At 72.6% G+C, this 20,280-nt stretch carries 17 protein-coding genes; 6 read left to right on the top strand and 11 right to left on the bottom strand.

Going from position 1 to position 20,280, the window contains the following annotated elements; all coding sequences use genetic code 11:
* Positions 1 to 66 precede the first annotated feature (66 nt).
* Together QWY29_RS11995 and QWY29_RS11990 are read left to right on the top strand one after the other, a co-directional pair.
* Positions 67 to 756 (top strand): hypothetical protein, encoded by a 690-nt coding sequence (locus QWY29_RS11995; RefSeq protein WP_300961130.1) that lies wholly within the window; start codon positions 67 to 69, stop codon positions 754 to 756.
* Positions 753 to 2,111, top strand: a complete 1,359-nt coding sequence (locus QWY29_RS11990; RefSeq protein WP_300961128.1) for a DUF2252 domain-containing protein — start codon at positions 753 to 755, stop codon at positions 2,109 to 2,111. Before QWY29_RS11995 ends, QWY29_RS11990 begins: the two co-directional genes overlap by 4 nt.
* A gap of 21 nt (positions 2,112 to 2,132) precedes the next feature.
* On the opposite strand, the gene galK is transcribed toward QWY29_RS11990, so the two are convergent.
* A complete protein-coding gene (galK, locus tag QWY29_RS11985) occupies positions 2,133 to 3,299 on the bottom strand; it encodes a galactokinase (protein ID WP_300961126.1) in 1,167 nt (388 codons plus the stop codon).
* Positions 3,300 to 3,336: 37 nt separating this feature from the next.
* Here galK and QWY29_RS11980 point away from each other — a divergent pair, with 37 nt between their 5' ends.
* Positions 3,337 to 4,773, top strand: a complete 1,437-nt coding sequence (locus QWY29_RS11980; protein WP_300961124.1) for a GuaB1 family IMP dehydrogenase-related protein — start codon at positions 3,337 to 3,339, stop codon at positions 4,771 to 4,773.
* Between the two features lie 7 nt (positions 4,774 to 4,780).
* On the opposite strand, the gene QWY29_RS11975 is transcribed toward QWY29_RS11980, so the two are convergent.
* From QWY29_RS11975 to QWY29_RS11960, 4 genes are all read right to left on the bottom strand, one after another.
* Positions 4,781 to 6,565, bottom strand: coding sequence for a BCCT family transporter (locus tag QWY29_RS11975; protein WP_336621844.1), 1,785 nt, complete (start codon positions 6,563 to 6,565; stop codon positions 4,781 to 4,783).
* A gap of 75 nt (positions 6,566 to 6,640) precedes the next feature.
* On the bottom strand, positions 6,641 to 7,228 hold the full coding sequence (locus QWY29_RS11970; protein WP_300961122.1) for a LysR substrate-binding domain-containing protein: 588 nt from the start codon (positions 7,226 to 7,228) through the stop codon (positions 6,641 to 6,643).
* Positions 7,229 to 7,290: 62 nt separating this feature from the next.
* Positions 7,291 to 7,842: a type 1 glutamine amidotransferase domain-containing protein gene (locus QWY29_RS11965; RefSeq protein ID WP_300961120.1), complete on the bottom strand. Its 552-nt coding sequence runs from the start codon at positions 7,840 to 7,842 to the stop codon at positions 7,291 to 7,293.
* A 218-nt stretch (positions 7,843 to 8,060) separates the two neighbouring features.
* On the bottom strand, positions 8,061 to 9,206 hold the full coding sequence (locus QWY29_RS11960) for a hypothetical protein (protein WP_300961118.1): 1,146 nt from the start codon (positions 9,204 to 9,206) through the stop codon (positions 8,061 to 8,063).
* A 571-nt stretch (positions 9,207 to 9,777) separates the two neighbouring features.
* Here QWY29_RS11960 and QWY29_RS11955 point away from each other — a divergent pair.
* The 3 genes from QWY29_RS11955 (at position 9,778) to ppsA (ending at position 13,843) form a co-directional block, all read left to right on the top strand.
* Entirely contained in the window at positions 9,778 to 10,185 is a 408-nt protein-coding gene (locus tag QWY29_RS11955; protein WP_300961116.1) for an ATP-binding protein, read from the top strand.
* 362 nt (positions 10,186 to 10,547) lie between these two features.
* Complete coding sequence (locus QWY29_RS11950) at positions 10,548 to 11,429, top strand: pyruvate, water dikinase regulatory protein (protein WP_300961114.1); 882 nt, start codon at positions 10,548 to 10,550, stop codon at positions 11,427 to 11,429.
* Positions 11,426 to 13,843, top strand: coding sequence for a phosphoenolpyruvate synthase (gene ppsA / locus QWY29_RS11945; RefSeq protein ID WP_300961111.1), 2,418 nt, complete (start codon positions 11,426 to 11,428; stop codon positions 13,841 to 13,843). Before QWY29_RS11950 ends, ppsA begins: the two co-directional genes overlap by 4 nt.
* 48 nt (positions 13,844 to 13,891) lie before the next feature.
* On the opposite strand, the gene mnhG is transcribed toward ppsA, so the two are convergent.
* From mnhG to QWY29_RS11915, 6 genes are read right to left on the bottom strand one after another with little or no spacing between them, the layout of a single operon-like run.
* Positions 13,892 to 14,257, bottom strand: a complete 366-nt coding sequence (mnhG, locus tag QWY29_RS11940; protein ID WP_300961110.1) for a monovalent cation/H(+) antiporter subunit G — start codon at positions 14,255 to 14,257, stop codon at positions 13,892 to 13,894.
* Complete coding sequence (locus QWY29_RS11935) at positions 14,257 to 14,562, bottom strand: MrpF/PhaF family protein (RefSeq protein ID WP_300961109.1); 306 nt, start codon at positions 14,560 to 14,562, stop codon at positions 14,257 to 14,259. Before QWY29_RS11935 ends, mnhG begins: the two co-directional genes overlap by 1 nt.
* Entirely contained in the window at positions 14,559 to 15,146 is a 588-nt protein-coding gene (locus tag QWY29_RS11930; RefSeq protein ID WP_300961108.1) for a Na+/H+ antiporter subunit E, read from the bottom strand. Before QWY29_RS11930 ends, QWY29_RS11935 begins: the two co-directional genes overlap by 4 nt.
* Positions 15,143 to 16,846, bottom strand: a complete 1,704-nt coding sequence (locus tag QWY29_RS11925) for a Na+/H+ antiporter subunit D (RefSeq protein ID WP_300961106.1) — start codon at positions 16,844 to 16,846, stop codon at positions 15,143 to 15,145. Before QWY29_RS11925 ends, QWY29_RS11930 begins: the two co-directional genes overlap by 4 nt.
* A complete protein-coding gene (locus tag QWY29_RS11920; protein ID WP_300961104.1) occupies positions 16,843 to 17,388 on the bottom strand; it encodes a Na(+)/H(+) antiporter subunit C in 546 nt (181 codons plus the stop codon). The genes QWY29_RS11925 and QWY29_RS11920 overlap by 4 nt, the downstream gene beginning before the upstream one ends.
* The gene (locus QWY29_RS11915; RefSeq protein ID WP_300961102.1) at positions 17,385 to 20,273 is read right to left on the bottom strand and encodes a Na+/H+ antiporter subunit A; all 2,889 of its coding nucleotides are present in this window, start codon (positions 20,271 to 20,273) and stop codon (positions 17,385 to 17,387) included. The genes QWY29_RS11920 and QWY29_RS11915 overlap by 4 nt, the downstream gene beginning before the upstream one ends.
* Positions 20,274 to 20,280 lie beyond the last annotated feature (7 nt).

Raw genomic sequence — 20,280 nt, 5'->3', positions numbered from 1 at the left:
GGCGGACCCGTCGGAGCACCTGACCTCGGCTGAGTACGCGTGCTCGGCCGCGGTCACCGAGCACCCATGAAGCTCTACGCCGACACCACGCCCCGCTTCGCCACGCAGCTGGCGCTCGACGCGCTGCTCGTCGGCTGGGTCGTGGCGTGGATCTGGGTCGGCAACACCGTCCACGACGGCACGATGGAGCTGGCCGGCCCGGGGGAGCGGACCGCGGCGTCCGCGACGAGCCTCTCGGAGTCGATGGGCGATGCGGGGCGCTACCTCGAGGGCGTCCCCCTGGTCGGCGGAGGGATCTCCGCCCCGTTCGAGCAGGCCTCGAGCGCGTCGCAGGCGCTCGCCGACGCGGGGGAGTCCACGGCGCGGGCCGTCGAGCGCTTGGCCTTCTGGCTGGGACTGTCGATCGCGGTCATCCCGATCCTGGTGGTGGCCACCCGCTACCTCCCCGGCCGCGTGCGGTTCGTCCGCGAGGCCACGGCCGCCCAGCGGTACGTCGACGGGCCGGGCGACCTCGAGCTGTTCGCGCTGCGGGCGATGGCGCACCAGCCGCTCCACGTGCTGGCCCGGGTCAGCGACGACCCGGTCGGTGCCTGGCGCCGGGGCGAGACCGCCGTGGTCGACCGGCTGGCCCGCCTCGAGCTGGCCGAGCACGGGCTCCGGGCGCCGGCCCGGGGCCGCCCCGCGGCCGGGCAGATCCCGCCGCCCCCGCCGCACCCCCCGCACCCCCCGCACCCGCCGACGGGAGCGGCCTCGTGAGCGCCGCGGAGCTCGGCCGGGGCATGGACGACGACGAGCGCACCGAGCTGATCATCAGCACCTTCGCCGATGCGTTCGCCCCGCTGATGGAGGCCGACCCGGTGGCCTTCCGCGGGAAGTACCGCACGATGGCCCGCGACCCCCACGCGTTCTACCGCGGCAGCGCAAGCCTGTTCTACGCGGACGTGACGGCCGGCGGCGACGGCGGCGCTGTCGACGACGAGTGGGTTGACGAGCGCTCGGGCCGGATCTGGGTCCACGGCGACCTGCACGTCGAGAACTTCGGCACCTACCTCAGCGACGTCGGCCGGCTCGTCTTCGACGTCAACGACTTCGACGAGGCCTACCTGGGGCGCTGGACGTGGGACCTGCTGCGGTTCTCCGCCTCGCTCGCGCTCGTGGGCTGGCAGAAGGCGCTGCCCGAGGCGGACGTGCGCGACCTGGTCGGTACCTACGTCGACGGCTACCTGAGCCAGGTCGACGACTACCGGGACGCCCGGGACGACGCCGCCGAGTTCGCGCTCCACCTCGACAACACCGAGGGGCCGATCCACCTGGCCCTGGTCCGGGCCCGCCAGCGCAGCCGCGCCGACCTGCTGGACCGCAGCACGGTCCGTGCCGACGGCGTGCGGGTCTTCCGCGACGACACCTCGGTGCGACGGCTGCCCGACGAGGAGCGCGAGCGGGTCGAGGCGGCGTACGAGCGCTACCTGCGGACCATCCCCGAGGACAAGCGCTCGGACCGGGCGCTCTTCTACGACCTGCGCGACGTGGTCGGCAAGTCCGGCTTCGGCATCGGCTCGGCCGGGCTGCCGGCGTACAACGTGCTCATCGAGGGCCACAGCGAGGCGCTCGACAACGACGTCGTGCTGTCGGTCAAGCAGGCCAACGTCCCCGCGATCAGCCGGTTCGTCGACACCGGGACGGTCGAGGGCTACTTCGAGCACGAGGGCCACCGGACGGTGGTCAGCCAGCGGGCACTCCAGGTGCACACCGACCCGCTGCTCGGCTGGACCGACCTCGACGGGGTCGGGTACGTCGTCTCCGAGGTCTCGCCCTACGAGGTCGACCTCGACTGGACCGGGCTGACCGAGCCCGAGCAGGTGGCCGACGTGGTCGGGCTGCTCGGGCGGGCGACGGCGAAGATCCACTGCGCCTCCGACAAGGACAGCGAGCAGGACCTCGTCGACTTCCAGGTCGAGGAAGCGGTCGCCGCCTCCGTCGAGGGTCGGCGTGAGGAGCTGCGCACCTGGGTCACCGACGTCGGGCTGCGGTACGCCGACCGGGTGCGCGCCGACCACGCGCTCTTCGTGACCGCCTTCCGTGAGGGGCGGATCGGCGTCTCGTCGACCTGAGCCCGCCGCCGGGGGTGACCCTCAGACGAGTCCGGCGCCCGCCGAGGGCTCCGCCACCAGGTGGGCGGGGGCGGCGAAGCCGCGCAGCGCGAACTCGGTGTCGATCGCGCGCCGCACCGCCTCCACGCGCTCGTCGGGCACGAGCGCGACCGAGGACCCGCCGAAGCCGCCGCCGGTCATCCGGGCCGCGACCGCACCGGCCTCCACGGCGACCGCCACCGCTGCGTCCAGCTCGTCGCAGGAGATCTCGAAGTCGTCGCGCATCGAGGCGTGGGACAGCGCGAAGAGCCGCTCGACGGTGTCGCGGTCGCCGGTGGCCAGCGCCTCGGCGACCGGGAGCACCCGGTCGGTCTCGGTGACGATGTGCCGGGCCCGGGCGCGCACCCGCTCGTCGGAGATGCCGTCGACGGCCGCCAGGTCGGCCTGGCGCAGCGACGGGACGCCGAGCTCGGCCGCAGCGGCCTCGCAGTCGGCCCGCCGGGCGGCGTACCCGCCGTCGTTGAGCTCGTGGGAGACCCGGGTGTCGGTGACCAGCAGCGTCAGACCGGCCAGGTCGAGCGCGACCGGCCGCGTCTCGTCGGTGTCGAAGTCGACCAGCAGCGCGCTGCCCTCCTCGGCGAGCACGGAGACGGTCTGGTCCATGCCGCCGGTGGGCGCACCGGCGACCTCGGTCTCGGCGCGCATGCAGGCGTCGATGACCAGCCGGCGCGTCGCGTCGTCGAGCTCGCGGCCGGCCACGGCCAGGACCGCGACGGCGACCGAGCACTCCAGCGCCGCGGAGCTGGACAGCCCGGCGCCGAGCGGCACGCGGCCGTCGACGAGCAGGTCGACCCCGGGCACGTCGACGCCGGCCTCCGCGAGCGCCCACAGCACCCCGGCGGCGTACGCCGTCCAGCCCTGCGGGCCGCCCGGCCCCGCCTCGGCGACGGTGCCCTCCCAGGTCGCGTCGTCCTGGAGGCTCGCGACGCGGATCCGCCCGTCGGAGCGCGGCGCCGCGGCGGCGTACGTCGCGTGCGGCAGCGCCAGCGGGAGCACGAGCCCGCGGTTGTAGTCGGTGTGCTCGCCGATGAGGTTGACGCGGCCCGGCGCGCGGCCGACGGCGACGGCGGGCGTGCCGTGGCGCTCCTCGAAGGCGGCGCGGAGGTCGGCGGCGATCTGCTCGGGACGGCCCGGGTCGAGAGAAGTCACGGACCACACCCTAGGCACGCCCGTAGAGTCGCCCGACGTGCGATTCCTCCACGACGCGCGACCCGCGCACGACCTGACCTACGACGACGTGTTCATGGTCCCGCGGCACTCCGCGGTCGCCAGCCGGTACGACGTCGACCTGGCCACCGGCGACGGGACCGGCGCGACCCTCCCGCTGGTCGTCGCCAACATGACCGCGATCGCCGGCAAGCGGATGGCGGAGACCGTCGCGCGGCGCGGCGGCCTCGTCGTCGTGCCGCAGGACATCCCGGTGCCGGTCGTCGCCGACGTCGTCGCGTGGGTGAAGTCGCGCCACCTGGTCTTCGACACCCCGATCGAGCTGACCCGGCACCAGACGGTCGCCGAGGCGCTCTCGCTCATCCCGAAGCGGGCGCACCGCGCGGCTGTGGTCGTCGAGGACGGCCGACCCGTCGGGGTGGTCACCGAGGACGACTGCGCCGACGTGGACCGGTTCGCGCAGGTGCAGCAGGTGATGCGGCGCGACGTGGTCACCATCGGCGCGGGCACCGACCCGCGGACCGCCTTCGACGCGCTGGACAAGGCCCGCGAGCCGCTCGCGGTGGCGGTGGACGACGACGGGGCGCTCGTCGGCGTGCTGACCCGCACCGGTGCGCTGCGCGCCACCCTCTACACCCCGGCCGTCGACGAGCGCGGCGGCCTGCGGGTCGCCGCGGCCGTGGGCGTCAACGGCGACGTGGCCGACAAGGCCCGCCGGCTGCTCGAGGCCGGGGTCGACTGCCTGGTCGTCGACACCGCGCACGGCCACCAGGACCGGATGCTCGACGCGCTCCGCGCGGTCCGGGCGCTCGACCCTGCTGTGCCGGTGGTCGCCGGCAACGTCGTCGACGCCGACGGCACCCGCGCGCTGCTCCAGGCCGGGGCCGACGTCGTCAAGGTCGGCGTCGGCCCCGGCGCGATGTGCACGACGCGGATGATGACCGGTGTCGGCCGGCCGCAGTTCTCCGCCGTGCTCGAGTGCGCCGCCGCTGCCCGCGACCTCGGCGGCCACGTGTGGGCCGACGGGGGAGTGCGCCACCCCCGCGACGTCGCGCTGGCGCTGGCGGCGGGAGCGGCGAGCGTGATGATCGGGTCCTGGTTCGCCGGGACGCACGAGTCGCCCGGCGACCTGATCGAGGACCCGAGCGGCCGCGCCTACAAGGTCTCCTTCGGGATGGCGTCCGCCCGCGCCGTCGCCAACCGGACGTCCACGGAGTCGGCGTACGACCGCGCCCGCAAGGGCCTCTACGAGGAGGGCATCTCGTCCTCCCGGATGTACCTCGACCCGGTCCGTCCGGGGGTCGAGGACCTCATCGACCAGATCTGCTCCGGCGTGCGGTCGGCGTGCACGTACGCCGGCGCGCGGAGCCTCGCCGAGCTGCACGAGCGTGCCGTCGTCGGCGTGCAGTCGGCCGCGGGCTACCAGGAGGGGCGACCGCTCGCCACCTCCTGGTAGGCCCGGCTCAGCGCTCGGTGCGCTCGGCGTCCGTCGGTCCGGCGTCCTCCGCCTGCTCGGCCGGCGGGCCCGGCTCGACGGAGAGGGCGAAGTCGTCACCGTGCTCGGTCACCCCGGCGACGACGGCCTGCTCGACCGCCTCCACGGCGTACTGACGGCGCACGACGAGCGGGTCCTGCCGCAGGTCCTTCACCAGCGACACGGCCAGGCCGATCATCACGACGACGAACGGCAGGGCCGCGACGATCGTGATCGTCTGGAGGCCGGTCAGCGCGTCCGAGCCGCCGACCAGCAGCATCACCGCCGCCACGGCACCGGTCGCGACACCCCAGAAGATGACCGTCGGGCGGCGCGGCTCGGTGGTGCCGCGCTCGGAGAGCGTGCCCATGACGATCGAGGCGGCGTCGGCGCCGGAGACGAAGAAGATGCCGACCAGGACCATGACCAGGATGCCGGTCGCGGTCGCCCACGGGAACGCCTCCAGCGTCGTGAACAGCTGGGACTCGATGCCGCCGGCACCGGCGATGTCGACCCCGTCGGACTGCAGGTCGATCGCGGCGCCGCCGAAGATGGCGAACCAGACCAGGCTGATCAGGCTGGGCACGAGCAGCACGCCGGTGACGAACTGGCGGATCGTGCGGCCGCGGGAGATGCGGGCGATGAACATGCCGACGAACGGCGTCCAGGAGAGCCACCAGGCCCAGTAGAAGATCGTCCAGCTGGCCAGCCACTCGGCCGTCTCCGGGCCCTCGGCGCCGGTGCGGGCGGCCATGCCGGGCAGGTCGTTGAGGTAGGTGCCGATCGAGCTCGGCAGCAGGTTGAGGATGAAGACGGTCGGGCCGACGACGAAGACGAAGAGCGCGAGCGCGACGGCGAGCACCATGTTGATGTTCGAGAGGTACTGGATGCCGCGCGCGACGCCGGAGACGGCGGAGAGGACGAACGCCGCGGTCAGCACCGCGATGATCGCCACGAGCACGCCGTTGCCGACCTCGCCGATGCCGCCGACGATCTGCAGGCCGCTGCGGATCTGCAGTGCGCCGAGGCCGAGCGACGCGGCCGAGCCGAAGAGCGTCGCGAAGATCGCGAGCATGTCGATGACCTTGCCGCCGAGCCCGTGCACGTGCCGGCCCAGCAGCGGCTCGAACGCCACGGAGATGAGCTGCGCGCGGCCCTTGCGGTAGACGCCGTAGGCGATCGTCAGGCCGACGACCGCGTAGATCGCCCAGGGGTGCAGCGTCCAGTGGAAGAGCGTGGTCGCCATGGCCGTCTCGGCGGCCCGCGGGGTGCCGGCCTCGCCGGTGCCCGGCGGCGGCTCGGTGAAGAAGGTCACCGGCTCGCTGACGCCGTAGAACATCAGCCCGATGCCCATGCCGGCGCTGAACATCATCGCCACCCAGGAGACCGTGCTGAACTCCGGTTCCTCACCGTCACGGCCGAGCGGGATGCGGCCGAACTTGCCGAGGGCGAGCCACAGCACGAAGACGACGAAGCCGCTCGCGGTCAGCACGAACAGCCACCCGGTCGACTCCATCACCCAGTCCAGGGCGCTGCCGGAGGCGGTGGCGAGCGAGTCGGTGCTGACGAAGCCCCAGACCAGGAACGCCACCGCGATGACGGCCGTGACACCGAAGACCAGGCGGTCCAGCCCGCGCTCGACCCGCTGCTCCTCGGGCACCGCGTCGAGGGCCGGGTGGACGACGTCCACCCCCGGCTGCAGGACGGCGTCGACCACCTTGCGAGCGGTCCGTCGGTCGTCGGGTGGACGGGGCTGCTGCTGCTGTGTCGTCACGATCAGTCCACGTACCCGGCACGCGGCGTCGGCACACTTTCGGGCGAGGTGGTCCGGCCCACTCCGGGAGGGGTGTCAGGCGCGGCTGCTGCGGGCCGACCGGCCCCGCGTGATGGCGACGAACGCCTGGCACTGCTCGTCGTCGCGCTCGACCAGCCAGGCCAGCCCGACGGTGGTCGGCTCCAGGTCGGTGACGACCCGGTGCTCGACGTCCTTGCGGTTGTGCAGCCGGGCCACCGACATCGGCAGGACCACCACGCCCGTCCCGCTCGCAACCACCTCCACCGCGTCCTTGACGATCATCGGCGGCCAGTCGAGCTGAGGTACGTCGGGGCGCCAGCCGGACCGGTGGGGGAGCACCAGCTGCTCCTCGGCCAGGTCGGCGGTCGTGACCTCCTCGGCCAGGGTCAGCAGGTGCTCGTCGCCGACGACGGCGACCGGCAGCTCGTCGTACAACGTCACCAGGTGGAGGCCGTCGCGGTCCACCGGCAGCCGGACCAGGCACATGTCGACCTCGCCGTCGCGGAGCACCCGCTCCTGGTCCTCCTCGGTCACCGGGACCAGCTCGAGCGGCTCGCGGCTGCGGCGCTGGCGCCAGTTGCGGGCCCACTTGTCGGGGGTCGCCCCGGTCACGAAGCCGACGCGGAACGGCGGGGTGCTCACGGGCTCGACCCTAGGGGTCGACCCCCGCTGCTCGTGCGGCGCGGCACCCCGCCGTCGGGCGGTCACGCCGCGCCGGCCACCAGGGCGAGGAACTCGCGGTTGAACGCCGGGATGTCGTCGGGCTGGCGGCTGGTCACCAGGTTGCCGTCGACGACGACCTCCTGGTCGACCCACTCGCCGCCGGCGTTGCGGAGGTCGGTCTGCAGGCTCGGCCACGACGTGACCTGCTTGCCGCGGACGACGTCGGCCTCGACCAGCACCCACGGGGCGTGGCAGATGACCGCGGTCGGCTTGCCGGCCTCGACGAACTGCTTCACGAACGACACCGCGCCCTCGAAGGTGCGCAGCAGGTCGCCGTTGGGCGCACCGCCCGGCAGCACCAGGCCGTCGAAGTCGTCCACGCTGACGTCGTCGACGACCCTGTCCACCGGGAAGGTGTCGGCCTTGTCGAGGTGGTTGAACGCCTGCACCTCGCCCGACTCGGTGCTGAGGAGCACCGGCGTGCCGCCCGCCTCCTTCACCGCCTCCCACGGGCCGGTCAGCTCCGCCTGCTCGATGCCCTCGGTCGACACGAGGAACGCGATGGTCTTGCCGGACACGGACTGCTCTGCCACGGGGATCTCCCTCTCCAGGTACGTCGGTTCGTTGCCCCGCTCCGGTGACCACGGGCCGGAACGGTCAACCACCCTGGTCCCGGCTCGCGCGGAACGTCATACGACCGGAGCAAGCGGCTGCTCGCTCCGTATGACGTCAGGGGAGCGCTGAGGCAGGAACGGCGAAACCCCTGCCCCGCGCCCGAGCGCGGTGACAGGGGGTCCTGGAGGGGTGCCGCTCAGGGAGCCAAGAAGGTGATGTCCTGGGTCGCCTTCTTGGAGCCAGCGACGGCCTCGACCGTGCCGGCAGAGTTCTTGAGGACCCAGTCCTTCCAGAAGGCCGACTTCGGCTTGAGGGTGACGAACTTGGTGCCACCGGCCCCGACGGTGGCCTTGCCGACCGCGATCACCTGGGAGCCGGCCCACCGGCCGTAGAGCTTCACGGTCACCGCGCACTTGAAGACGCAGGACACCTCGACCTTGACGGTGCTGTTGCCCGAGTTCTTGGTCGCCTTGGGGTTGATGGTGATCTTCTGCACCGGGTCGGCCGCCGCCGGTGCCGCGCCGATGCAGGTCACGCCGATGGTGGTGTCGGTGGCCTCGTCGAACGGGTTCGCGAAGCGGAACATCCGCTGCGTGCCGCGCGGGTCGCTACCGAGGAAGGCCAGGCCCAGGTCGGCCTCGAACGAGAACGACGGTGTGAGCGAGACGGTGTTGCTGGGGCACGCGATGTTGCCCTCGGTGATGCCCTCACCTGCGGCGAAGGATTCGGCCACGTCGGTCGCCACGACAGCCGGGGCGTCCTTCGCGCGCGGGCTGGTCATTGCGGCGTCGAGGCAGCGTGCGCTGTAGGTCACCGTGGCCTTGTCGTCGATGAACTCGACCGCGAGGTCGGCGGTTCCTGCCTTGGCGTCGACCCACGCTCGCCTGAGGTTCACCGGGACGCTGGTCTCGTAGCCGACGGCATAGGGGATCTGCCCCGTCCCACATTCGAGCGAGGCTCCGGTCTTGCTGAACGGGCCATGCTTGACGGCGTCGGTCGCCGTGAAGCCGTGTGAGTGCTTGTCCTGCACCGCCGCGGTGGTGAGAGCGACGCAGGAGACCTTGAGCTTGCCCTGCGCCCGCACGTCGTTGTCGTTGCGGATGACGACGGTCCAGGACGCCAGTCCGGACAGCTTGCTCGTGGTGACGAAGACCGAAGAGACGTCGCCGTCATCGACGGCGTCGGCCAGGAAGCCCCCGCTGGTGGCGAAGTACCCGTCGGCACAGGAGATCGTCTCGGTGACGGTCATGCCTCCGTCGATGCTCAGGTGCTTCTCGGCGTCGGCGGTCTGGATGGAGTGGCCGGCCGACTGGATGGAGCCGGCGGTGGCGGCGGTGGTCATGAGGGGGGAGGCCAGTGCTGCCGCTGCGGCCAGGACGGCCGCTCCCCCCAGTGCTGTGCTTCGCAGGCCTCGCATGAGGCAGTCCCCTCTCGTCTGGACGGCGCCCGGGCACCGATGTCATCAGGTCGAAGGGTGACCCCTGGCAACTTTTTCCACCACGGAACGCAAAGGGACGGCAACACCGCGTCCACACCGCGGGGCTGGGCTGCCAGGCAGGACGCGGGATCCGGGGGAGCACCGCGGTCCAGACGTCCGGACGGGGTGTCCGGCCCAGGTGTCCGTACGAGCGGCGTAGACCGGATGGCGCACAGGCACACGGACGCGGTCTGCTGGGAGGTTCGACGCGACCCGGAACCGAGGCGCCGGACCGCCGCTCTGCCGCGTCCCGAGCGGGAAACCGCCCCCGCGTCGGTTATGCGCGCGACCTTCGAGGTGTGCGGGTGATCAACGACCGGACCACAGATCGGTAACGGCGCGCATAGACCCGGCCCGATCGGTGAGACCCCGTTTCGGACCCCGGTCGGAGGGCTACGGGACCGGTGGACACCGACAGCAGCGCGAGGAGCGACGCATGGGGCCCCAGCACGACGACGAGACCTGCGTGACCGTCCACCTCCCCTACGAGCCGGCCAGCGTGCGGCGGGCGCGGCACCTGCTGGCCGAGGACCTGCGTCGCTCCGGCATCCGGGAGACGGTGGTGGACGACGCCGGTCTCGTCGTGAGCGAGCTGCTCACCAACGGCCTCGTGCACGGCCGCCCCAACGCCGACCGGACGATCGCCGTCTCGTGGTGCGTGCGTCCGGACCTGCTGTGGCTCAGCGTGGTCGACGGCGGTGACGTCGACGAGCTCGAGGCGGTCCAGCTCAACGACCACGCGCTCAGCGGGCGCGGGCTCGCGATCGTCGACCACGTCTGCGAGAGCTGGCACTTCGAGCGGGCAGCCGGCACCCGGGTGACCGCCGAGCTCGCCTACGCCTGACGCGCCCGGAGCCGGGGAGCAGGACGGGCCGCGACCCGGAGGTCGCGGCCCGCGGACGTCCTGAGCACTGGGGGGAGGCCCGGGCCGTCACCGACGTTGGTACCCGATGTGACGCCGCTCATGCGTCGCGGACCGCCCGGACGTCCCGCAATGACCGCCGTGCCGGCCCCAGTACGAGCCGACGGGGTGTCCCCCCAGTACGAGCCGACGGGGTGTCCGGCGGGTGCCGCGGAGCGGGACGGACCCGCCCGCAGGGACGGACGGTCCGGCCACCGGGGTGCGGGACGGTCTACGGTGCAGGCACCCCGGACCGGGGCGACCGAGGACCGGTCGACACCGACGAGGGCGGACGAAGGCGGGAGATGAACGCGAGCAGCGAGCAGGGCGTCGTACCCGTCTTCTTCCTGTCCGACTCCACCGGCATCAGCGCCGAGACGATGGGCAACGCGCTGCTGCTGCAGTTCCCGGAGCTGCAGTTCGAGCGGACGCTCATCCCGTTCATCCACACCGTCGAGGACGCGCGCCGGGTGGTCGCGCTGCTCGACGAGGCGGCGGAGGGCCCCGTGGCGCCGCTGGTCTTCACGACCGCCGCGAGCGACGAGGTTCGTGCGGAGCTGGCGCGCACCACGGCGCCGATCATCGACTTCTTCGACATGCACATGCAGCGGGTGGAGTCGATCCTCGGCCGCCGCGGACAGCGCGCCGCGGCCCGGTTGCACGGCGTCGGCGACATCAAGCGCTACAACGCGCGGATGGCAGCGGTGGAGTTCACCATCGAGCACGACGACGGGCAGAGCCTGCGGGCGCTGGAGAAGGCCGACGTGATCCTGCTGGCGCCCTCGCGCTGCGGGAAGACCCCGACGAGCATGTACCTCGCGCTCCAGCACGGTCTCTTCGTCGCCAACTACCCCCTCGTCGACGAGGACCTCGACCGCTCGGAGCTGCCGGAGGTCGTGCAGCCCTACCTCGAGCGCTGCTTCGGCCTCACGACGACGGCCGACCGGCTCAGCCGGGTCCGCAACGAGCGCCGGCCGGGGTCGCGCTACGCCTCGCCCGAGCAGTGCCGCTGGGAGCTGCGCCGCGCCGACGCGCTGCTCGCGGCCCGCCGGATCCCCGTCATCGACTCCTCGGCCAAGTCCGTCGAGGAGATCTCCGCGCTCATCCTCCAGACCCTCAAGGCGGGCGCCCGCAAGCGCGCCCGCCGCCAGCAGGACACCAGCAGCACGAAAGGGACCCAGTCATGAGCAGCCAGCCCGCCTCGAACGTCCGGTGGTTCTCCGACATCGGCCTGTCCGACCTCGAGGAGGTCGGCGGCAAGAACGCCTCGCTCGGAGAGATGGTCTCCCAGCTCTCCGACCTCGGGGTGCGGGTGCCGGACGGGTTCGCGACCACGGCGGAGGCGTTCCACCGGTTCATCGGTGAGACGGGGCTCGCCGAGCGGATCGCCGGGCTGCTCGACGGCCTCGACACCGACGACGTACGCCGCCTGGCCGAGGTCGGGCGCGAGATCCGCGAGGCCGTGGTGGGCCAGCCGTTCCCCGAGGACCTCGAGGCCGACATCCGCAGCGCGTTCGAGCGGCTCGCCGCGGAGTCGGCGGGCGAGGGCGGCGAGGAGCCGTCGTTCGCCGTGCGCTCCTCGGCCACGGCCGAGGACCTCCCCGACGCGTCGTTCGCGGGCCAGCAGGAGACCTTCCTCAACGTGCGCGGGATCGACGCGGTGCTGACCGCGATCCGCGAGGTCTTCGCCTCGCTCTACAACGACCGGGCGATCGCCTACCGGGTGCACCACGGCTTCGCGCACGCCGACGTCGCTCTGTCGGCCGGCGTCCAGCGGATGGTCCGCTCCGACCTCGCGGCCTCCGGCGTGATGTTCACGATGGACACCGAGTCCGGCTTCACCGACGCGGTGTTCGTGACGTCGGCGTACGGCCTGGGCGAGGGCGTCGTGCAGGGCGCGGTGAACCCCGACGAGTTCTACGTCTACAAGCCGGCGCTGCGGGCCGGCCGGCCGGCGGTGCTCAAGCGCAGCGTGGGCGGCAAGGCGACCAAGATGGTCTACACCGATGACGCCACCGTGGGCCGCACGACCGAGTTCGTCGACGTCGCCCCGGCCGAGGGTCGGCTGCTGTCGCTGACCGACGACGAGGTGCAGGAGCTGGCCCGCCACGCGCTGACCATCGAGGAGCACTACGGGCGCCCGATGGACATCGAGTGGGGCAAGGACGGCCTCGACGGCCAGCTCTACGTGCTGCAGGCGCGCCCCGAGACCGTGCAGTCGCGGCGCACCGGCGCGCTCGAGCGTTACAAGATCGACCGCGCCGTGACCAAGGACGCCGACGTGCTCGTCGAGGGCCGTGCCATCGGCCAGAAGATCGGCGCCGGAGCCGTCCGCGTGCTGACGTCGGTCGACGACATGCACGAGTTCAACTCGGGGGAGGTGCTGGTCGCCGACATGACCGACCCCGACTGGGAGCCGATCATGAAGCGCGCCTCGGCCATCGTCACCAACCGCGGCGGGCGCACCTGCCACGCGGCGATCATCGCCCGCGAGCTCGGCATCCCGGCGGTCGTCGGCACCGGCAGCGCGACCAAGGACCTCGCGGACGGCCGGGCCGTCACGGTCTCCTGCGCCGAGGGTGACACCGGCCTGGTCTACGACGGCGAGCTGGACTTCGACGTCGAGCGCACCGAGCTGGACTCGATGCCCGACATCCCGGTCAAGATCATGATGAACGTCGGCACCCCCGAGCAGGCGTTCGCGTTCTCCCGGCTGCCGCACGCCGGCGTGGGGCTGGCGCGGCTGGAGTTCATCATCAACCGGCAGATCGGGATCCACCCCAAGGCGCTGCTCGACCTCGCCCGCGACCCCGAGTCGCTCCCGGCCGACCTGCGCGCGGAGGTCGAGGAGCTCACGGCGGCGTACGCCGGTCCGCGGGAGTTCTTCGTCCAGCGCGTCGCCGAGGGCGTGGCGACCATCGCCGCGGCGTTCGCGCCGGAGCCGGTCATCGTGCGAATGAGCGACTTCAAGTCCAACGAGTACGCCAACCTCGTCGGCGGCGAGCGCTACGAGCCCGACGAGGAGAACCCGATGATCGGCTACCGCGGCGCGTCGCGGTACCTCTCGGAGGAGTTCGCGGAGTGCTTCGCGATGGAGTGCGAGGCGCTGCGGCACGTGCGCGACGAGATGGGGCTGACCAACGTCAAGATCATGATCCCGTTCGTCCGCACCACCAAGGAGGCGGCCGGCGTCATCGACCTGCTCGGCACCCACGGCCTCGAGCGCGGCAAGAACGACCTGCAGGTCGTGATGATGTGCGAGATCCCGTCGAACGCCGTGATCGCCGACCAGTTCCTCGAGCACTTCGACGGCTTCTCGATCGGCTCCAACGACATGACCCAGCTGACGCTCGGCCTCGACCGCGACTCGGCCCTGGTCGCGGAGTCCTTCGACGAGCGTGACCCGGCCGTGCTGTACATGCTCGAGCTGGCCATCAAGGCCTGCAAGGCGCAGGGCAAGTACGTCGGCATCTGTGGTCAGGGTCCCTCGGACCACCCCGACCTGGCGCGGTGGCTGCTCGACCAGGGGATCGAGTCGATGTCGCTGAACCCCGACACCGTCGTGGACACCTGGCTGCACCTGGCCAAGGCCCAGGACTGACCTGGGCGCCCCGCGGCGCGTCCCGTGGCGCGCCCCGTGGCCTGGGGGTCACGGGGCGCCGCGGGGCTCCTCGTGGGCGTCGCCGTCGCTGAGCTCGTCGACGACCAGCAGGTCGTCGCGGACCTGGCCGGCGCGGAACGACGCCCGGCCGACCATGTGGCTGGAGACGACGCTGGTGGCCATCTGCAGGAGCACCACGAGCAGCAGCATCCCGACGACCGCGGGGTCGCGCAGGCTCAGCGACAGGCCGATGACGACGAGCACGGTGCCGAGCACCTGCGGCTTGGTCGCTGCGTGCATCCGGCTCAGCAGGTCCGGCATCCGCACCTGGCCGATCGCGGCGATCAGCGTCAGCACGGCGCCGAGCAGGATGCAGACGGCGGCGAGCACGTCCACGGGGGTCGTCCAGCTCATCAGGACCTCCCGGTGAAGCGCTCGTCGTCGCCGGTGCCCGGGCGCAGGTCGTCGCTGCGGCTGGCGTAGCGGGCCACGCTGACGGCGCTGACGAACCCGCAGCCGGCCAGCACGACCAGCACCGGCAGGGCGTACGTCGACCCGCTGCTGGCGCTGTAGAGCGCGATCGCGCAGACCGTCACCGCGACGAGGACGTCGAGGGCGACGCTGCGGTCGAGGATGGTCGGGCCCAGGGTCATCCGGACCACGAGCAGGAGCGCAGCGACCAGCAGGATGCCGGCGGCCACCGCCAGGACGACGTTCATCGGCCGACCTCCTCGGGGGCGTCAGGGGCGTGAGGGGCTACCGGGGCATCGGGCGGCAGCGCGCGCAGCACGCGCTGCTCCAGGTCGAGCGCGTCGCGGCGGAAGGCCTCGACGCTCGCCGCGTCGGGCACGTCGAGCACGTGGAGGTAGAGCGTGTGGGTCGACCGCCGCGCCTCGACGACCACCGAGCCGGGGATGAGCGAGAGCATCGAGGCCACCAGCGTCATCACGAAGTCCGAGGAGCTCTCCAGGTCGACCGCCACGACCGCGTTGCGCACCGGGCGGCGGCGCAGCACCACCCCGGAGACCTGGAAGCTCGCGCGCACCACGTCGACGAGGAAGCGACCGACCAGCCGCGCCAGGGCCAGCGGTCGCACACCGGAGGCCAGGTCGATCGGCGGGAGCGGGAACGCGAGGCACACCAGCACCGCCACCAGCACGCCGCCGATGACCAGCAGGGGCGTGACCTCGCCCCACATCGCCAGCCACACCAGCGTCAGCCACAGCACCGCCAGCGGCTGCACGGCGCGGTGGCGGGCCGGCCGGGTGCTCCCGTCGCGCCGGGTGCGCAGGACCGGGCTCACCGGTCCTCACCCGTCAGCACCGAGGTCAGGTAGGGCTCGCGGTCGTGCAGGTCGGTCGCGGCCCGGTCGCAGAAGGCGTAGAGCGGACCGGCCACGACGCTGAGCAGCACGCTGAGGGTCACCAGTGCGGCCGCCGGCGCCAGCATGCCGCCAGGGGAGTGGCGGTTGTCCTCGCCGGCCTCGATCAGGGTGTAGAAGTCGCGGTCGGGCATGTCGTCGTCGCCGAGCCGTCGCGCCTGCTCGATGTCGGCGCGGGACACCGTGCCGCCGGCGGTGTGGACGTGGCCGCGGTGCTCGTGGACCGCACGGGTGTCGTGCCCGGGCACCGGCTCGCCGTCGGGGTCGTCGGTCGCGCCGATCGCCTCGAGCGCCTCGTGGGCCTCCTTCGGCGAGCGCCAGAAGGCGACCGCCCACGTCTTGGAGACGGCGTACAGCGTCAGCAGGCTCGTCAGGGCGCCGCCGGCGACCAGCGTCCACGCCAGCGCGGAGCCGTCGGACTGCGCGGCCTGGAAGAGCCCGACCTTGCCGATGAAGCCGGAGAACGGCGGGATGCCGGCGAGGTTCATCGCCGGGATGAAGAACAGCACCGCCAGCAGCGGCGCGATCCGCGCCAGGCCACCGATCCGCATCAGCGCGGTGCTCCCGGCCCGGCGCTCGACCAGGCCCAGCACCAGGAAGAGCGCGGTCTGGATGGTGATGTGGTGGACGACGTAGAACGTCGTGCCGGCGGTGCCCTCGCGGCTGCCCAGGGCGACGCCGAGCACCAGGTAGCCGATGTGGCTGACCAGCGTGAAGGACAGCATGCGCTTGATGTCGGACTGTGCGACGGCGCCGAGGATCCCGATGAGCATCGTGAGCAGGGCCGCCCACAGCAGCAGGTCGGTCAGCGGGCTGTCGGGGAAGAGCAGGGTCTGCATCCGCAGGATCGCGTAGATGCCCACCTTGGTCAGCAGGCCCGCGAAGACGGCGGTCACCGGCGCCGGTGCGGTCGGGTAGCTGTCGGGCAGCCAGAACGACAGCGGGAAGACCGCCGCCTTGATCGCGAACGTCGTCAGCAGCAGCAGCTGGATCATCAGCGAGACGTGGTCCGGCAGCTCCTCGAGCCGGTCGGCGAGGTCGGCCAGCGTCAGGGTGCCGGTCGCGGCGTAGGTGACCGCGAGGCTGATGAGGAACAGCGTCGAGGACAACAGGTTGACCAGCACGTAGATCGTGCCGGCCCGGATCCGCGTGGCGGTGCCGCCGAGGGTCAGCAGCACGTAGCTGGCGAACAGCAGCATCTCGAAGCTGACGAACAGGTTGAACAGGTCGCCGGCGAGGAACGCGTTGGCCACGCCGGCCACCAGCACGAGGAACGTCGGGTGGTAGACCGAGAGCGGCGCGCCCTCCTCGTCCTCGGTCATGCCCTGGCTGACGGAGTACGCCAGGACCGCCAGCGTCACGATCGCGCTGACCAGCAGCATCAGGGCGGCGAGCCGGTCGGCGACCAGCACGATGCCGAGCCGCTCGGGCCAGGCGCCGATCCAGACCGTCTGCGGACCGTGCTGGTCGGCTTGCACGAGCAGGACCCCGGCGACCGCCACCACGCCGCCGAGCACGGCCAGGCTCAGCCACCGCTGGATGTGGGGGTGCCGGCCCAGGGCCAGCGAGACGCCGGCGCCCAGGATCGGGAGGAGGACGGGAAGGGGGACCAGGGCGTTCACGAGCCGGACCTCTCGGTCTCGGCCGCGTCGGCGCGCAGCGGGTCGCTCTCGGCGGGGTCGCCGGTGCGGGGGTCGAGGCCGACCGGGTCGTCGTCGGGCCCCTGCCCCGGGTCGCCGCTGGAGTCGTCGCCCGGGAAGTCGGAGGTGGTGGCGGTGTACGCCTCGGAGGTGACGTCGATGGTCGCGAGCCGGCGCACGGTGGCGTCCTCCACGTCGTCCTGGACGTCGTCGTGGCCGTTGAGCTGCCAGCTGCGGTAGGCCATGGCGAGCACGAACGCCGTCGTGGCCATCGTGATGACGATGGCGGTGAGCACCATGGCTTGGGGGAGCGGGTCGGCGATGCCGGTGCCGTCGCCGTCCTCGCCGACGATCGGCGCCTTGCCGGCCGGGCCGCCGGCCACGAGGAACCCCAGGCTCACGCCGTTGCCGATCATGACGAGGCCGACGAGCACGCGCGAGAGGCTGCGCTCCAGGAGCAGGTAGACGCCGCTGCCGAGGAGCACAGCGGAGATGACCACCAGGGTCAGGTTGACGTCGGTCACGCGGTGCTCGCCTCCTCGGTCTCGCGCAGGGCGCGCTGGATGTCGCGGTCGATGTGGGACCCGAGCGCGCGGAGCAGGTCGAGGACCAGTCCGACGACGACGAGGTAGACGCCGATGTCGAAGCCGACCGAGGTCACCAGGTGGAGCTTGCCGAGCGGGCCGAGCGGCACGTCGAAGACGGCCGACTGCAGCACCTCGCCGCCGAAGGCCATCGGGATGACGGCCGCCAGCGCGGCGATCGCGAGCCCGGACCCGATGAGCCGCCCCGCGTCGACGGGGGCGGCCTCGTTGAGCTCGTAGCGGCCGCCGGCCAGGTAGCGGACCACCAGCGCCAGGCCGGTGGTCATGCCCGCAGCGAAGCCGCCGCCGGGCGCGTTGTGGCCGGCCAGCAGCAGGTAGATCGAGATGACGACGAGGGTGTGGAAGACCAGCCGCGTCATCACCTCGAAGATGATCGAACGCTTGTCCGGCGGCAGGGTCCGCGACCCGGGCAGCCAGGCGCGGCGGCCGGGCGCGGTCGGGACCTTCGTGACCGAGTCCGGGTAGGGGATCTCGTGGACGCGTCGGATCTCCGAGCCGCGGGTGTTGATGAAGATCAGGCTGGCGACGCCGGTGGCGGCGGTGATGAGGACCGCGATCTCGCCGAGGGTGTCCCAGGCGCGGGTGTCGACCAGGATCACGTTGACGATGTTCTTGCCGCCGCCGTAGTCGACCGCCTCCTGCGGCAGGGCCACGGAGACCGGGTCGGCGGTGCGGGCGGCGGCCGCGACGAGCAGGAAGCCGGCGCTGACCAGGCCGACGGCCACGCCGATCACGGCGCGGACGTAGCGCTGGCGGCTCAGCGGACGGTCGGTGAAGTACTCCGGCAGCCGCCGCAGCGCCAGCACGAAGACCACGACGGTCAGGGTCTCGACCAGCGCCTGGGTCAGCGCGAGGTCCGGCGCCCCGTGGACCACGAAGAGCAGCGCGGTGCCGTAACCGGTCACCCCGACGAGCAGCACGGCGCGGATCCGGCGACGCGAGCGGGCGGTCATGATCGCGGCGACGACCACCACGACGCCGATCACCGCCTGCACCGGGGTGTCCCAGGCGCGGATGCGCAGGTCGCCCAGGCCGCGGAGCATGACCGACCCCGGGACGACGACGACCACGACCAGGATGATGCCGAGGTACGCCGCCGCCGAGCCGCGCTGCACGACACCGGTCAGCTCGACGGCTGCGCGGTCCAGCAGGCGCATGCCGCCGCGGTAGCTGCGCTCGAGGCTCCAGTCGTGGACGAAGCGCGCCTGCAGCTGGGCCACCGGTCGGCGGGCGACGAAGAGCGCGCCGCCGACGACGAGCGAGACGAGGGTGAGCAGCAGCGGCGTGCCGACGCCGTGCCACAGCGTCAGCTCCGGCTCGTGGGCGCCGGGGGGCAGCGTGTCGGCGTGCCCGGCGAGGGCCTCGGTCAGCGGGTGGCCGAGGAAGCCGAGCACCAGCGTCAGCGCCGCCAGCACGACCGGCGCCGCGACGAAGGCCGGGGACGGGCGGTGGACCTCGGCCGGCTCGCCCGCGCACACCTCGAGGTGGTCGCCGAAGGCGCCCCACACGAAGCGGGCGGAGTACGCCGCGGTGAGCACCGAGCCGAGGACGACGCCGGCCACGAGGAGCCAGCCGCTCAGCTGGCCCATCCCGGTGCCGTCGCCCTCCTTGGCCACGTCGAGGAGCGCGACGAGGACGCTCTCCTTGGCGACGTACCCCAGCAGCGGCGGGAGGCCGGCCATCGACGCCGCGGCGATCGTGGCCGCGACCGCGAGGACGGGCATCCGCCGGCCCAGGCCGCTGAGCCGGCGCAGGTCGCGGGTGCCGGTGCTGTGGTCGATGATGCCGACGGTGAGGAACAGCGTGGCCTTGAACAGCGCGTGGGCCAGCAGCAGCGCGAGGCCGGCCATGACCGCGCTGCGGGTGCCGGTGCCGAGCACGAGCACCAGGAAGCCGAGCTGGCTGACGGTTCCGTAGGCGAGCAGCAGCTTGAGGTCGTGCTGGCGCAGGGCGCGGACGCCGCCGAGCACCATCGTCGCGACGCCGAGGGTGAGCAGCACCGCGCGCCACCCGGCGACGCCGGCGAAGGCGGGGGCGAGGAGCGCGACGAGGTAGACGCCGGCCTTGACCATCGACGCCGCGTGCAGGTAGGCGCTGACCGGGGTCGGCGCCGCCATCGCGGCGGGCAGCCAGAAGTGGAAGGGGAGCAGCGCGGACTTGCTGATCGCGCCGATGAGCAGCAGGTGCACCGCGACGGTCACCGCGGTGCCACCGGGCGGATCGGCGAGGATCTCGCTGATCCGGAACGTGCCGGCCTGGTTGCCGAGCACGATCGCGCCGACGAGCATCACCAGGCCGCCGAAGGTGGTCACGACCAGGGCCTGGATCGCGGCGCGGCGGCTGCTGCGGCGATCGGAGTCGTGCCCGATGAGCAGGAACGAGAAGACGGTGGTGAGCTCCCAGAAGACGTAGAGCACCAGGAGGTCGTCGGCCAGGACCAGGCCGAGCATCGCGCCGATGAAGGCCACCAGGACGCCGGCAAACCTCGGCACGCCGGTGTCGTCGTCGTCGAAGTACCACGCGCAGTAGGCGAGGACGAGCGCACCGATCCCCAGCACGATGAGCGCCATCACCCACTGCAGGGTGCTCATCGCGAACGCGAGGTCCATGCCGATCGAGCCGACCCAGGGGTGGACCTCGACCGTCGTGCCGCCGTGGAGCACGTCGGGCGCGCGCCACGCGACGTACCCGGTGCCCGCGAGGGGGACCAGGGCGAGCGCGAGGAAGGAGCGGGGCCCGGTGCGGAGCACCACCCACGGGGACAATGCTGCTGCCGCGAGCAGAGCGGCGATCAGCAGCAGCACAGGGGGG

The sequence above is a fragment of the Nocardioides abyssi genome (assembly GCF_030412915.1).
Lineage (GTDB): Bacteria > Actinomycetota > Actinomycetes > Propionibacteriales > Nocardioidaceae > Nocardioides > Nocardioides abyssi.
Note: the sequence above shows the minus strand (reverse complement) of the source record. Positions and strands in the feature narration are given on the sequence as shown.

Coding starts and splice junctions, on each gene's coding strand:
- QWY29_RS11995 (WP_300961130.1), top strand. CDS start 67: ATGAAGCTCTACGCCGACACCACGCCCCGCTTCGCCACGCAGCTGGCG.
- QWY29_RS11960 (WP_300961118.1), bottom strand. CDS start 9,206: ATGACCACCGCCGCCACCGCCGGCTCCATCCAGTCGGCCGGCCACTCC.
- QWY29_RS11955 (WP_300961116.1), top strand. CDS start 9,778: ATGGGGCCCCAGCACGACGACGAGACCTGCGTGACCGTCCACCTCCCC.
- QWY29_RS11950 (WP_300961114.1), top strand. CDS start 10,548: ATGAACGCGAGCAGCGAGCAGGGCGTCGTACCCGTCTTCTTCCTGTCC.
- ppsA (WP_300961111.1), top strand. CDS start 11,426: ATGAGCAGCCAGCCCGCCTCGAACGTCCGGTGGTTCTCCGACATCGGC.
- mnhG (WP_300961110.1), bottom strand. CDS start 14,257: ATGAGCTGGACGACCCCCGTGGACGTGCTCGCCGCCGTCTGCATCCTG.
- QWY29_RS11935 (WP_300961109.1), bottom strand. CDS start 14,562: ATGAACGTCGTCCTGGCGGTGGCCGCCGGCATCCTGCTGGTCGCTGCG.